The organism is Pseudomonas vancouverensis, from assembly GCF_004348895.1.
Lineage (GTDB): Bacteria > Pseudomonadota > Gammaproteobacteria > Pseudomonadales > Pseudomonadaceae > Aquipseudomonas > Aquipseudomonas vancouverensis.
Map to the genome: position 1 here is coordinate 137139 of NZ_RRZK01000020.1, position 13684 is coordinate 150822.

Consider the following 13684-nt stretch of genomic DNA (forward strand, 5'->3'; position numbering starts at 1 on the left):
GACAGTCAGTACAAGTGCCGTCAAAGCCAGGCTTTGGCGGCATTGTCTTTTCTGGAGTCGGACATGAAGCGAGAAACGGTGCGCGAGCGCCATGCCGGCGGGCATATATCCGCCACCCACGTGATTCAGAACCCGGCTGATCCGGGCGAGTGGATCGTGTTTTTCAAGAAGAGCGGTGGACGCAGTTTTTTCCTGGTCGATGACAACGATGAAGTCGAGTCCTTCAGCCAGCTTGATGACCTGATCGCAACCATTCGCGGGCTGGGGATCAAGTTCGCCGAAATTCACATGTAGGGCAGGGCGCCGCTACTTGCACATCACCAATACGCTGCGGCTCTTGTAGTTGCCGACGTCGGCACCCAGGGTCTTGTCGCTCTCTTTAGTGGCCGGTGTGCCGTCGGTGCCGACAATCCGATAACCGGTACCAGCGCAGGATGCGTCAGCTTTTTCATAGCAGGTTGCCCAGGAGTTGGCCTCGCCGGAACAGTCGATGGTCAGTCCTTGTTCGCCGTTTTTCAGGTAGGTCGGTTCGGTGGTCGCGCAGCCGCTCAGGGCCAGAATCGCAATCAAAGGCAGGCATTTGTTCATGGTGGGGTCGTCGTCAGGGGGATAGGCTAAGGCTGTGACAACGACGCGTCGAAAAGGTTATAGCCAAAGGCCACAACTCAACAGAAATTCACAAAAAAGCCCTGCAGGGGCAGGGCTCTTCTCGAAAGAGGGCAATCAGCCCTTGTCTTTGCCGCGTCGTTTCGGCTCCGGGTGCTCCAGTTCCAGCACCGAGGCGACCTCGATGGCCAGCGCTTCGCTCGGAAACGGCCCGGCAATGTTCTCGCCGGCAACGCTGCCCACCCACCATTGGCCATCTTTCGCCTGAGTGATCAGGAACCCGTTGACGCTTTTTGCTGCCGACATCTACTTGCCTCTTTGTTCGGTTCAATTGCGCCATGATAGCGTCAAATACCCGTAGAGGGGATCGGCGGGCGCAGGCAAAGACGTTCCTGGCAGGCAAAAAACGTGCAAATGTGCGACGTTCTGCTATCAATAAGGGGTTATGCGGCGTCCTGTGAACCTCACAGGGAACTAACGGCAAGAATAATTCTCTATCTTGGCATCAGTTAGCCAGTGCGGGGCATTGTAAGGTGCTCGCGGCCTGATTAGACTGCGCCGAAACTCGTACACACAGCCCTTTCAAGGACTTTTATGATCAAGAAATGCTTGTTCCCAGCAGCCGGTTACGGTACTCGCTTCCTGCCAGCGACTAAAGCCATGCCCAAAGAAATGCTGCCGGTGGTAAACAAGCCACTGATCCAGTACGGCGTCGAAGAAGCACTGGATGCCGGTCTGAACGAAATCTCCATCGTGACCGGCCGTGGCAAGCGCGCTCTGGAAGACCACTTCGACATCAGCTACGAGCTGGAAAACCAGATCAAGGGCACCGACAAAGAGAAATACCTGGTCGGCATCCGTCGTCTGCTGGACGAGTGCTCGTTCTCCTACACGCGCCAGACCGAAATGAAAGGCCTGGGTCACGCGATCCTGACCGGACGCCCGCTGATCGGTGACGAACCGTTCGCCGTGGTCCTGGCGGACGACCTGTGCGTCAACCTCGAAGGCGACGGCGTCCTGAAGCAGATGGTCAAGCTGTACAAACAGTACCGCTGCACCATCGTTGCGATCATGGAAGTCGACCCGCAGGAAACCAGCAAGTACGGTGTGATTGCCGGTGACCTGATCGGTGACGACCTGTACCGCGTGCGCAACATGGTCGAGAAGCCAAAGCCGGAAGACGCCCCGTCGAACCTGGCGATCATCGGTCGCTACATCATGACCCCGGACATCTTCAGCCTGATCGAGCAAACCGATCCAGGTAAAGGCGGCGAAATCCAGATCACCGACGCCCTGATGAAACAGGCGCAGGACGGTTGCGTGATTGCCTACAAGTTCAAAGGCAAGCGTTTCGACTGCGGTGGCGCTGAAGGCTACATCGACGCAACCAACTTCTGCTTCGAGAACTTCTACAAGACGGGCAAGGCTTACTAAGAGCGCTTGATCCGCTTGTAACGAAAGCCACCTTCGGGTGGCTTTTTTGTTTTCAGGCCCCCATTTCCATCGCAATGCTTGCTCCATAAGCGTCTGCGGGTATGCTGGTGCCCTGCCGAGGAGATTGAAAATGGCCTACGATTTTGACCTTTATGTGATTGGTGCCGGTTCCGGCGGTGTGCGGGCTGCACGGTTTGCGGCCGGGTTTGGCGCGAAAGTGGCGGTGGCCGAGAGTCGCTACCTGGGCGGGACCTGTGTGAACGTCGGTTGTGTGCCGAAGAAGCTGCTGGTTTATGGCGCGCATTTCGCTGAAGACTTCGAGCAGGCCTCGGGTTTCGGCTGGAGTCTGGATGAGGCGCAGTTCGACTGGCCGACCCTGATCGTTAACAAGGACCGCGAGATCAATCGCCTCAATGGCATTTATCGCAATCTGCTGGTCAACAGCGGCGTCACCCTGCATGAAGGTCATGCCAAGATCGTCGATCCGCATCAGGTCGAGGTCAATGGCGAGCGTTTTACTGCGAAGAACATTCTAATCGCCACCGGCGGCTGGCCGCAGATCCCGGACATTCCCGGGCATGAGCATGCGATCAGTTCCAATCAGGCGTTTTTCCTGAAAGAACTGCCCAAGCGCGTGCTGGTGGTCGGTGGTGGCTACATCGCGGTGGAGTTCGCCGGCATCTTCCACGGTCTGGGCGCCAACACCACGCTGCTGTATCGCGGCGATCTGTTCCTGCGCGGCTTCGACGGTTCTGTACGCAAGCACTTGCAGGAAGAACTGACCAAGCGGGGCATGGACCTGCAATTCAACGCGGACATCGAGCGCATCGACAAGCAAGCCGATGGCAGCCTGAAGGTCACGCTCAAGGATGGTCGCCAGCTCGAAGCCGATTGCGTGTTCTGCGCTACGGGTCGGCGTCCGATGCTGGACAACCTCGGGCTGGAAAACACGTCAGTGAAGCTAGACAAGAAAGGTTTTGTCGAAGTCGACGAGCTGTATCAGACCGCCGAACCGTCGATTCTGGCGCTGGGTGATGTGATCGGCCGGGTGCAGTTGACGCCGGTGGCACTGGCTGAAGGCATGGCCGTGGCGCGTCGTCTGTTCAAGCCAGAGCAATATCGCCCGGTGGATTACAAGATGATCCCGACGGCGGTGTTCAGCCTGCCGAACATTGGCACCGTCGGTTTGACCGAGGAAGAAGCCCGCGAAGCCGGCCATGAGGTGCAGATTTTCGAAAGCCGCTTCCGGCCGATGAGGCTGACCCTGACTGAATGCCAGGAGCGCACCCTGATGAAGCTGGTGGTGGATGCCAACACCGACAAGGTGCTGGGTTGCCACATGGTTGGACCGGAGGCGGGTGAAATCGTCCAGGGCCTGGCCATTGCCTTGAAAGCTGGCGCCACCAAGCGTCACTTCGACGAGACCATCGGGGTGCACCCGACGGCCGCCGAAGAGTTTGTCACCATGCGTACGCCGGTCGCCGGTTAATCGCTCTTTGCTGCGTCTGCTGCGGCCGTCATGGCCGCAGCCAGACGAGCGCGTTCCTCCAGATCTGCGCGGGTTCTGGCGAGTTCCGATTCCAGAGCCTTGTGGCTCTGCGCCTGCTCGTCGATATTCTGTTTGAGCGCCTGGCTTTCCAGCAGGGCAACGCGCAAGCGTTCCTGGAGGAGGGTGCGTTCGCTGTCGACGCGGGCGGCCTGTTCCAGTAGCTGATCCTGGCGAGTGTTGCTTTGGCGCAGTTGTTCCTGCATCAGGTTCAGCTCGCGCAAGGTGCCACGGTTCTCGGTCAGCAGGCGTTCGTTATCACGATGCAGTTGGGTGATTTCATCCTGACGAACCAGCGCACTTTGCTGGGCCTGGCGCAACTCCATCTGCACCTGCTGCATTTGCCCTTCGTGACGGCTCAGTTCCTGCTCACGCTGCTCTTTTGCGGCATTGCGATAATGCTCCAGCGCGTCGCGTGCATGCAGGTGCTTCTCTTCCAGCGAGCGAATTTGCTCGTCCTTGTCTTTCAAGCGTAATTCGAAATCCGCCAGTGCCTGGTTCAATCCGGCGTTGCGGGTCTGTTCCGATTGCAGCATCGAGCGGGTGTCTTGCAACGCCTCCGATTCCTGAGCCAGGGCCAGGCTTTGAAATTCGTACTGCTGGTGCAGTTCGGTGTTGTTTTCCTGGGCCTCGGTCAATTGTGTTTCCAGGGATTTACGCTGCTGTTCGAACTGCTCGCGGGCCTGATCCACAGGCTCTTGTGCTTGTTCCTTGAGCCTTTGCGCCAGGCGCGAAACCAGCGCCAACAGCTCATCATCAATCGGCTCTGCAGAGGGCTCGACAGGCTCGTCCGCGCCGCCCAGTTCCTTGAGATAACGATGGATCGTGGTTTTCGAGCCGGTATTGCCCATTTCTATCCGTACTGCATCGATGCTCGGATTCTCGCCGCGGGCGAGGATCGCCAACCGTGCTGCCTGAACTGTTGCTTTGTTAACGCCGCCACGGGCCATGACTTTTCCTGTGATTCTCAGATGTGGTACGTAATACGTAAATACACATTGTACCATCGAATGATAAAAGTTAAATACGCTGATCAAATCACACGGGATATACTGGTATTACCCCGTGTGATGAACGGCTTGCCGGTTTTTGACCGTTAAAAGCAGTATGAATTCGAGAATCGCCCCATGACCGAGCTGGATCGTTACCTGCAAGCCGCCACCCGCGACAACACCCGTCGCAGCTACCGGGCAGCCATTGAGCATTTCGAAGTGACCTGGGGCGGTTTTCTGCCGGCGACCGCTGACAGCGTGGCGCGTTATCTGGTGGCGCACGCTGGTGTGCTATCGATCAATACGCTGAAATTGCGCCTGTCGGCGTTGGCGCAATGGCACAACAGCCAGGGCTTCGCCGATCCCACCAAGGCGCCGGTGGTGCGCAAGGTGTTCAAGGGGATTCGCGCCTTGCATCCGGCCCAGGAAAAGCAGGCTGAGCCGTTGCAACTGCAGCACCTGGAGCAAGTGGTCGGTCGTCTCGAGCAAGAGATTCAAGCGGCGAAAGCACAGGCTGATCGGCCGGGGTTGCTGCGCGCCCGGCGTGACCTGGCGTTGATCCTGTTGGGCTTCTGGCGCGGCTTTCGCAGCGATGAGCTGTGCCGACTGCAAATCGAGCATGTGCAGGCCGTTGCCGGCTCCGGCATCACGCTGTATTTGCCGCGCAGCAAGAGTGACCGGGAAAACCTCGGCAAGACTTTTCAAACACCAGCGTTGCAACGGCTGTGTCCGGTGCAGGCCTATATCGACTGGATCACTGAAGCAGCGTTGGTGCGCGGGCCGGTGTTTCGCGGCATTGATCGCTGGGGACATTTGGGCGAGGAGGGGTTGCACGCCAACAGCGTCATTCCGTTGCTACGGCAAGCCCTGGGTCGCGCGGGCATTGCCGCCGAGCAGTACACCAGCCATTCGTTACGCCGCGGCTTTGCCACCTGGGCGCACCAGAGTGGCTGGGATATGAAGTCATTGATGGGGTATGTCGGCTGGAAGGACATGAAGTCGGCCATGCGCTATATCGATGCCAGCCCGTTTGCCGGCATGGCCCTCAGCGCGGAAAAGCCCGTGGCAGCGCAGATACCGAATTCTTCTATTAATACAGTCGGCTAATAGCGAAAACAAATCAGCGGCATCAGGTTTGCCAATGAGCCTTCTGTCCGTCGAGTGGGTAAAGTTCTCTCCATCAACTTCTTAACCCCTGACGGAGAGTCAACGATGCCTATCATCAACAGCCAAGTTAAACCTTTCAAAGCTGATGCATTCAAGAACGGCGACTTCGTGAAAGTCTCGGACGCTGACCTGAAAGGCAAGTGGTCCGTTGTTTTCTTCTACCCGGCAGACTTCACCTTCGTATGCCCGACCGAGCTGGAAGACCTGGCTGACAACTACGACGCGTTCCAGAAACTGGGCGTCGAGATCTACAGCGTTTCCACCGACACTCACTTTGCCCACGCTGCCTGGCACAACACTTCGCCAGCCATCGGCAAGATCCAGTACACCATGATCGGCGACCCGACCCACGCCATCTCCCGCAACTTCGATGTACTGATCGAAGAAGCTGGCCTGGCTGATCGTGGCACCTTCGTGATCAACCCTGAAGGCCAGATCAAGATCGTTGAACTCAACGATGGCGGTGTTGGCCGTGACGCTTCCGAGCTGCTGCGCAAGATCAAGGCCGCCCAGTACGTGGCTGCTCACCCGGGCCAGGTTTGCCCAGCCAAGTGGAAAGAAGGCGAAGCCACTCTGGCACCGTCCCTGGACCTGGTCGGCAAGATCTAAGTCTGTGACTGCTGCAACAGGGCGGTACGCCGCACCTACTTAAGTAAGCTGCACCGCCCAATAAAAACGCCCGGGCGAGACTCGCTCGGGCGTTTTTTTATGTCTGCGTTAAATGAAACAGCAAAAAGGAAATCGCCCGTATGTTGGACGCCAATCTTAAAGCCCAGTTGAAATCGTACCTGGAACGGGTCACCCAGCCGATCGAGATCGTTGCCTCCCTCGACGACGGTGCGAAATCCCAGGAAATGCTCGAACTGTTGAAAGACGTAAGCAGCCTTTCCAACCAGATTACTTTGCTCGACAACGGTGACGATGCAAGAAAGCCATCGTTCTCGATCAATCGCCCTGGCGCGGACATCAGCCTGCGTTTCGCCGGCATCCCGATGGGGCATGAATTCACTTCGCTGGTACTGGCTTTGCTGCAAGTCGGCGGTCACCCGTCGAAAGCCAGTGCCGAAGTGATCGAACAGATTCGCTCGCTCAAGGGCGAGTTCAACTTCGAGACTTATTTCTCGTTGTCCTGCCAGAATTGCCCGGACGTGGTCCAGGCGCTGAACCTGATGGCCGTGCTGAACCCGAACATCCGTCACGTTGCCATCGACGGTGCGCTGTTCCAGGCTGAAGTCGATGAGCGCCAGATCATGGCGGTACCGAGCATCTACCTAAATGGTGTGAACTTCGGTCAGGGTCGTATGGGCCTGGAAGAGATACTCGCCAAGATCGACACCAGCGGCATCGAGCGCCAGGCCGAGAAGATCAGTGCCAAGGAAGCCTTCGATGTGTTGGTAGTCGGCGGTGGTCCGGCCGGTGCTTCGGCGGCGATCTACGCGGCGCGCAAGGGCATCCGTACCGGTGTCGCGGCTGAACGTTTTGGTGGGCAGGTGCTGGACACCATGGCCATCGAGAACTTCATTTCCGTTCAGGAAACCGAAGGGCCGAAGCTGGCCGTGGCGCTGGAAGAACACGTCAAGCAGTACGACGTGGACATCATGAACCTGCAGCGTGCCGACAAGTTGCTGCCGGGTAAAACTGGCGAGTTGCACGAGGTTCATTTCGCCAGCGGCGCGAAGCTCAAAGCCAGGACCGTGATCCTGGCGACCGGCGCGCGGTGGCGTGAAATGAACGTGCCGGGCGAGCAGGAGTATCGTAACAAGGGCGTGGCTTACTGCCCGCACTGTGACGGTCCTCTGTTCAAGGGCAAGCGTGTCGCGGTGATCGGTGGCGGTAACTCCGGCGTCGAAGCGGCCATCGACCTGGCCGGTATTGTGTCCCACGTCACCTTGCTGGAGTTCGACGTGCAACTGCGCGCCGATGCGGTCTTGCAGCGCAAATTGCACAGCCTGCCGAACGTCACCGTGATCACCAGTGCGCAAACCACCGAAGTGACCGGCGATGGCCAGAAGGTCAATAGCCTGCGCTACAAGGATCGTCAGACGGACGAACTGCGCACCGTTGAGCTGGAAGGGATCTTTGTGCAAATCGGTTTGCTGCCTAACACCGATTGGCTCAAAGGCACCATCGAGTTGTCGCCCCGTGGTGAGATCATCGTTGACGCCCGTGGTGAAACTTCCGTGCCGGGCGTGTTCGCCGCAGGTGACGTGACCACCGTGCCGTACAAGCAGATCGTGATTGCAGTGGGCGAGGGGGCCAAGGCTTCGCTGAGTGCTTTCGATCACTTGATCCGCACTTCAGCCCCGGCGTAAACCGGACGCTGAAAACACAAAACCCCATGAGCGATCATGGGGTTTTGTGTTTCTGCACTTGGGGATGTGCAGTGAAGCTTACAGGGGCGCTGGCTGAATGATCTCAACCCAGTAGGCATCCGGGTCCTTGATGAACGCCAGGCTCTTCATGCGGCCATCAGTCAGGCGCTTCTGGAAATCGCAGCCCAGGGCTTCAAAGCGCTCGCAGGCGGCAACGATATCCGGCACGGAAATGCAGATATGGCCAAAACCCCGTGGGTCGGTGTTGCCGTTGTGATAGGCAAAGTCCGGATCGCTTTCGGTGCCGTGGTTGTGGGTCAGTTCGAGAATGCCCGGGATCGACTTCATCCATTCGGTGCGCGCTGCGGCATCGGCCGGGATCTGGTTCTTGTCGACCAACGCGAGGAAGTACAGGCTGAACTCGGCTTCCGGGAAGTCGCGTTTTTCCACCAGGGTGAAACCCAAAATGCGCGTGTAGAAGTCCAGGGACTTGGTGATGTCCTTGACCCGCAGCATGGTGTGGTTGAAGACGAACTTCTGGGTGGCGGTGTCGGGTTGGGCGGTGACGCCTGGAAAGGTGTTCAATTCGTGCAGGCTCATGGGCCCTCCGGAAATATTGTGGGCTAACGAATGACGACAATGATACGCAAGGGTTCCGACATCACCAAACCCAAAGCGTCAGCTATTGCCTGACGATCGGCCTGGGCTCAGACTTTACCGCTCAAACCCTGAGTATTCTTCGTAATGATTGGATCCTGTAAATCGCTGTTCGTCCTGTTGGGCGTGTTTTCAGCTGTTGCTTACGCATGCGCAGACGAGCCGGTGATGACCTGGCCGCAAGGCTGGCAAATCGAGCCTGTTCCTGAAGCGACATCCGGGGTCAGCCGCCAGCGCGCGGTCAAAAACGATGAAGGTGGTACGCCGGTCATGGTCATGGAGCTGACCACCAGCCAGGTGCAGAGCGACCATCAAGTGAACCTGGAAGGCGTGTTGCTGGAAATGCGCAAGTCGGTGCAAAAAGACTTCTTTCAGGGCGGCTATCAAAGCGTGTGTACACGGATTCACGCCGCAACCTTAAGTCGATTGGCGGCGCTGGAAACGACCTGCACCATTACCCAGAACGGCCGGCATGTGCTGTCGCAAACATTGGTCGCCGCGGTGGATGCGGATAAAGCCTATGTACTTTCCTACGCCGGGCAGGCGGAGGTTTATAAGGCGAGTCAGGACGAAATAGCCGCTGCTCGAAACAGTTTGAAACTTTAGTCGGCAGTGCCGAATTTTTTCAGTGAAGGCTGCCTTGTTAGATGCCCAAATGGATTAAGCACAAAGTTAATCGGCAATAAGGTAGTTGTTCGTTGCGGGTGAGTGCATTTAGAAAAAACGGCATAAAAAAGCCCTGCATAAGCAGGGCTTTTTGCTTGCTGGAGTTAACCGCGCAACCAGGAGTCAACGGTGGCTGCACCGTATTGTTCCTTCCAGGCTTTCAGCCCGCGATGGTTGCCGCCCTTGGTTTCAATCAGTTCACCAGTGTGCGGGTTCTGGTAGACCTTGACCACGCGAGCACGGCGGGTTTTAGGTGCAGAGGCCTGCTGCAGACCTGATTTGCCCGGGTTCGGATCGAGAATGGCGATGATGTCGCGCAGGCTCTTGCCGTAGGTTTTCATCAAACCCTGGAGTTTCTCTTCGAACTCGATTTCTTTCTTGAGCCCGGCATCGTTCTTCAGGGATTCCAGCTGCTTGAGCTGCTCTTGAAGGGCTTTTTCAGCTGCACGAAATTCAGCGAGTCTGGACAATATCTTTACTCCAATAGTGTATTTGGCTGATACCAACCGCAAACAAAGCTATAAGCCAGGCGCCTTGAAGCGACTCGGTGATTATGGCGCACCTGCTGATCTAGCGCAGGTATGTAAAAATTGTAGTAGTTAATCGGCCAAGAGTAAATCCTGACGTTTTCCTGATGTAACGATAGTAGTATTTTGATTCAAATTGGTGCGTATGCTGGTCTTTTGTCGGTTAAAATCGCTAGTTAATGATCGCTTAATGCACTAATGAACTCCGCACCAGGCATCGGTTTACCGTAGAGATAACCTTGCAGGAAGTTGACGTGATGAGCGCTCAGGTAATCACTTTGCTCGCGGGACTCTACGCCTTCTGCCACCAGCTGCAGATCGAGTTTGACCGCCAGCTCGATAATGCTGTCCAGAATGTGGCTGGACAGGGTGTCGACGCCAATCATCGCGACAAAGCTCTGATCGATTTTCAGGAAATCCACCTTGAACTGACGCAGATAGCCCAGGCTCGAGTGTCCGGTACCAAAGTCGTCGATGGCGATTTTCACGCCCAACTCGTGCAGTTGCTCGAATAATTGCAAAGTGATGGCGGTGGGCTCGATCAGTTCGCGCTCGGTCAACTCCAGCACCAGGTGGATCGAACCCGGGGCGAAGGCCTTGAGGAACTCACGGCAATCATCGACCAGTTCCAGATCCCGGCAATGGCTGGCGGTGATGTTGATGCCGACATGAAAGGGTTCACGGAACGAAGCGGATTGAGGCGCGAGCAGGGCGGCGGTCTGTCGCATCAACGAACGGGTCATCGGCACGATCAGGCCGGAGTGTTCGGCAAACGGAATGAACAGGTCAGGACGCACCAGGCCTTCCTTCGGATGTTTCCAGCGCATCAATACTTCGGCACCTGACCAGCGCTTGTTGTCGCCATGGACCACGGGTTGAAAGTACGGAACGAACTCTGCCGCTTCCAGTGCCCGGTGCATTTCATGGGTGGGCGAGGTCGAACGTCGTTGTGCGAAATGACTGATGAAGCCGGCAATCACTCCAAAGAACATCAATAAGCTGAACAGCGGCGGGTACTCGCTGCTCATATAGCGCCAGGTTTCGCCTTCAGGAAAACCCGCTTCGACGGTGAACGCGTAATGTTCGGAGGTCAGTCTGGTTTGCGCCACCGGCAGGTCGGGCAGGGGGCTGCTTTGCACTCTGCCGTCGGCGGCCAGCCAATTGTTGCCGACTTGCAGCAACAGCAAGGTGTGGCGACCGATAAGGCGCAAGATGTTACTTAAATGAAAACCATCGAGGGTGGTCAGCGCGCCTTTCTTTCCGTTACTGAGCCGGTACACCAAGAGTGCCGTGTTAGGCGTCACCGGGTTGCCATTCATCAACCACAACACGCCTTGGGTGTAATCACCGGGATTGACGGTTTCCTGGTAGTCGCCAAACAGCGAACTGCAATAAAGATTGTTGTCCCACACCAGATTGGTCGACCGCACAAAAGGACGGCGGGTGACTTGTTCACGCAGGGCCAGTTTCACGTCGTTGCACGTCTGTCCGGCCAGAGGCAGCAACTCGTGCGCGGCCTGGGCGGTGTTGTCGAGCATCAGGTTGAACTGGCGTACCGCTTCTTCGGCAGTTTGCCCGGCACTTTGTTTTAATGCCCGCTCTGCCTGCATATGCAGGATCACAGTGCCCAATACAATCGGGAGCAAGCCACTGATCAGTGTGATGGCAACTCTGAGGCTGCGTCGACGGCGTTTTACTTTCAGTGGCATTCGCGAAACCTGTGGCGATTAAGTGAGGCTCTCAAATGCTGGCAGGGCAACTCGCCTCCCATAAAGAGTTCAGGTATGGGCCATGATAGTTGGCCCTTGGCCGTTGTGCTGCTCATCGGTTCTCCAGACTTTCGGCCAGTTTGAGGAATGCCAGCGTGGCGGGTGACGCCTGACGTCGATCCAGCACAGCAAGGCCGATTCGACGCGACACGGTGGGTGTCAGCGGTTTTTTCACATAACGACAATCGTCGTGGTCGGGCAATGAGCCTTCGGCGACCACGGTCAGTCCGTCTCCTCGGCTGACGACGTCGAGCGTGCTCATCAATTGCGAGCAGCGATAACGGATGTTGGGTGTCAGCCTTGCGGCACTGAACAGTCGTGATACCAACTCGCAAGAGCCAGCTTCGGTCAACACGAACGGATCGGCACACAGATCGCTCAGGCTCACATCAGCTCGCAAGCCCAGGGGATGACTGGCGGGCATCAGCGCCACCATCTGATCCTCAACCAGTGCAACGGTATCGAAGCGCTCTTCGGGCAAAACCACAAAGCCGACGTCGATTCGGCGTTCTTCCAGCCACTGCAAGACTTGCCGGTCCGGACCCTCATCGATGTGCACCTCGATGCCGGGATGGGCGGCGCGGTAATGCTGCAAGATCCGCGGCAACAGTTTGATTGAGGACGTCGGGCCGAAAGAGCCGATGCGCAACGTACCGCGTTTCATGCCCCGTGCATCCGCCGCTTCCTGACGCAAGGTGTTGGCCAGGCCGAGCATGGCTCGCGCACGCAACAACAACTGTTGGCCGATGTCGCTCAGTTCAACCTGGGCCCCATGGCGGCGCAGCAACTCGACGCCCAATTCCTGTTCCAGCGACTTCAGGGCGTGGGACACCGCCGATTGGGAAATGCCCAGGCGATTGGCCGCTGCCGTGAAACCTTGGAGTTCGGCCACGAGGGAGAATATTTCCAATTGGGTGAGGGTCATGAGTGTTTGCTCATTTTACGATGACTGACCATTAGTCGAATGATAAGTCATTCACTGGCTAATCGGCGCGAGAACATGGCAATCAGCGAGAAAACCCTGTCAAAACCATCAGATCTGCCGGTGTATTTCAAACTGGCTGCAGTGACCATGATATGGGGAGGCACCTTTGTGGCCGGACGTTTCCTGGCCGATGCACTCACGCCGTTATTGGCCGCAAGCCTTCGATTTTTATTGGCCAGCGCCGCTTTGCTGGCCTTTTTGCTGGTGGCGCGCATACCGCTGGCGCGCCCCAACGGCCGGCAATGGTTGCAGCTAACGCTACTGGGTTTTTTCGGGATCTTCTTTTACAACCTGTGTTTTTTTAATGGCCTGCAATACATCAACGCATCCCGGGCGTCTTTGATCGTGGCCCTGAACCCGGCGGTAATCGGGTTGGCGTCGTGGTTTTTGTTCAAGGAGCGTCTGGGGCGAGCGAAAGTCATCGGTATCGTCATTTGCATGGTCGGTGCGGGCTTGGTGATTGTCAGTCGCAACCCGCAGCTGCTGGCAGGGCACGCCAATGCCTGGATCGGCGACCTGTTGATTTTCGGTTGCGTGGTGGGCTGGGGTGTTTACTCATTGTGTTCCCGGGAGCTGAATCAGAGCCTGGGGCCACTGCAAACAGTGACCTATTCGATTTTATTGGGCACCGCGATGCTCTGCCTGACGTGCCTGATCCGTGGGGAATGGCAGATGGCCGCATTGTCCGGCCTTGGCGTACAGCAATGGCTCAGCCTGATGTACCTCGGTGTGCTGGGGTCCGCGCTGGCTTACATCGGCTACTACGATGGCATCCGCAGGATCGGCGCAACCCGCTCCGGCGTGTTCATCGCCTTGAATCCACTAACGGCGGTGATCCTTGGCGCGATTTTGCTCGGCGAGCCACTGACACTGACCATGTGCCTGGGCGGCGGGCTGATCCTGACGGGGATTTACCTGTGCAACAAACCCCTTGCGCGGGCAGGGAAAAAGGGGATTTGATACAGAAGGCGGACAAATCTATTTACGCTGTGTAGAATCGGTTTACGCATACAATAATAATCG

General features: G+C 57.1%; 15 protein-coding genes. 8 read left to right on the forward strand and 7 right to left on the reverse strand.

From position 1 onward, the window contains the following. Positions 1 to 63 precede the first annotated feature (63 nt). Complete coding sequence (locus EIY72_RS16050; RefSeq protein WP_093220165.1) at positions 64 to 294, forward strand: hypothetical protein; 231 nt, start codon at positions 64 to 66, stop codon at positions 292 to 294. A 12-nt stretch (positions 295 to 306) separates the two neighbouring features. Here EIY72_RS16050 and EIY72_RS16055 read toward each other — a convergent pair whose 3' ends face one another. Both EIY72_RS16055 and EIY72_RS16060 read right to left on the reverse strand, forming a co-directional pair. Continuing rightward, a complete protein-coding gene (locus EIY72_RS16055) occupies positions 307 to 588 on the reverse strand; it encodes a hypothetical protein (protein WP_093220168.1) in 282 nt (93 codons plus the stop codon). A 135-nt stretch (positions 589 to 723) separates the two neighbouring features. After that, positions 724 to 912, reverse strand: a complete 189-nt coding sequence (locus EIY72_RS16060) for an SH3 domain-containing protein (RefSeq protein ID WP_093220171.1) — start codon at positions 910 to 912, stop codon at positions 724 to 726. 288 nt (positions 913 to 1200) lie between these two features. Between EIY72_RS16060 and galU the strand changes: the two genes are divergently transcribed. Together galU and gorA are read left to right on the forward strand one after the other, a co-directional pair. Further along, entirely contained in the window at positions 1201 to 2040 is an 840-nt protein-coding gene (gene galU / locus EIY72_RS16065; protein ID WP_093220174.1) for a UTP--glucose-1-phosphate uridylyltransferase GalU, read from the forward strand. A gap of 130 nt (positions 2041 to 2170) precedes the next feature. Beyond that, complete coding sequence (gene gorA / locus EIY72_RS16070) at positions 2171 to 3529, forward strand: glutathione-disulfide reductase (RefSeq protein WP_093220177.1); 1359 nt, start codon at positions 2171 to 2173, stop codon at positions 3527 to 3529. Here the strand turns inward: gorA and EIY72_RS16075 are convergent. Continuing rightward, the gene (locus EIY72_RS16075) at positions 3526 to 4536 is read right to left on the reverse strand and encodes a DNA-binding protein (RefSeq protein WP_093220180.1); all 1011 of its coding nucleotides are present in this window, start codon (positions 4534 to 4536) and stop codon (positions 3526 to 3528) included. The two genes, gorA and EIY72_RS16075, sit on opposite strands and share 4 nt — an antisense overlap. A gap of 177 nt (positions 4537 to 4713) precedes the next feature. Here EIY72_RS16075 and EIY72_RS16080 point away from each other — a divergent pair, with 177 nt between their 5' ends. The 3 genes from EIY72_RS16080 (at position 4714) to ahpF (ending at position 8057) form a co-directional block, all read left to right on the forward strand. Next, positions 4714 to 5685 (forward strand): site-specific integrase, encoded by a 972-nt coding sequence (locus EIY72_RS16080; RefSeq protein WP_093220183.1) that lies wholly within the window; start codon positions 4714 to 4716, stop codon positions 5683 to 5685. Positions 5686 to 5790: 105 nt separating this feature from the next. After that, positions 5791 to 6354: an alkyl hydroperoxide reductase subunit C gene (gene ahpC / locus EIY72_RS16085; protein ID WP_007975937.1), complete on the forward strand. Its 564-nt coding sequence runs from the start codon at positions 5791 to 5793 to the stop codon at positions 6352 to 6354. A gap of 140 nt (positions 6355 to 6494) precedes the next feature. Beyond that, entirely contained in the window at positions 6495 to 8057 is a 1563-nt protein-coding gene (ahpF, locus tag EIY72_RS16090; protein ID WP_093220187.1) for an alkyl hydroperoxide reductase subunit F, read from the forward strand. Positions 8058 to 8135: 78 nt separating this feature from the next. Here the strand turns inward: ahpF and gloA are convergent, their stop codons facing one another. Further along, positions 8136 to 8657: a lactoylglutathione lyase gene (gene gloA, locus EIY72_RS16095; protein ID WP_093220190.1), complete on the reverse strand. Its 522-nt coding sequence runs from the start codon at positions 8655 to 8657 to the stop codon at positions 8136 to 8138. 144 nt (positions 8658 to 8801) lie between these two features. Here gloA and EIY72_RS16100 point away from each other — a divergent pair, with 144 nt between their 5' ends. Then, a complete protein-coding gene (locus EIY72_RS16100) occupies positions 8802 to 9320 on the forward strand; it encodes a DUF4946 domain-containing protein (RefSeq protein ID WP_093220193.1) in 519 nt (172 codons plus the stop codon). 164 nt (positions 9321 to 9484) lie between these two features. Here EIY72_RS16100 and EIY72_RS16105 read toward each other — a convergent pair whose 3' ends face one another. From EIY72_RS16105 to EIY72_RS16115, 3 genes are all read right to left on the reverse strand, one after another. Further along, positions 9485 to 9850: a histone-like nucleoid-structuring protein, MvaT/MvaU family gene (locus EIY72_RS16105; RefSeq protein ID WP_093220196.1), complete on the reverse strand. Its 366-nt coding sequence runs from the start codon at positions 9848 to 9850 to the stop codon at positions 9485 to 9487. A 233-nt stretch (positions 9851 to 10083) separates the two neighbouring features. Beyond that, positions 10084 to 11616, reverse strand: coding sequence for an EAL domain-containing protein (locus EIY72_RS16110; protein WP_093220199.1), 1533 nt, complete (start codon positions 11614 to 11616; stop codon positions 10084 to 10086). Between the two features lie 112 nt (positions 11617 to 11728). After that, a complete protein-coding gene (locus EIY72_RS16115; protein ID WP_093220203.1) occupies positions 11729 to 12601 on the reverse strand; it encodes a LysR family transcriptional regulator in 873 nt (290 codons plus the stop codon). Positions 12602 to 12676: 75 nt separating this feature from the next. Between EIY72_RS16115 and EIY72_RS16120 the strand changes: the two genes are divergently transcribed. Then, positions 12677 to 13621, forward strand: coding sequence for a DMT family transporter (locus EIY72_RS16120; RefSeq protein ID WP_093220208.1), 945 nt, complete (start codon positions 12677 to 12679; stop codon positions 13619 to 13621). The last annotated feature ends 63 nt before the right edge of the window (positions 13622 to 13684 follow it).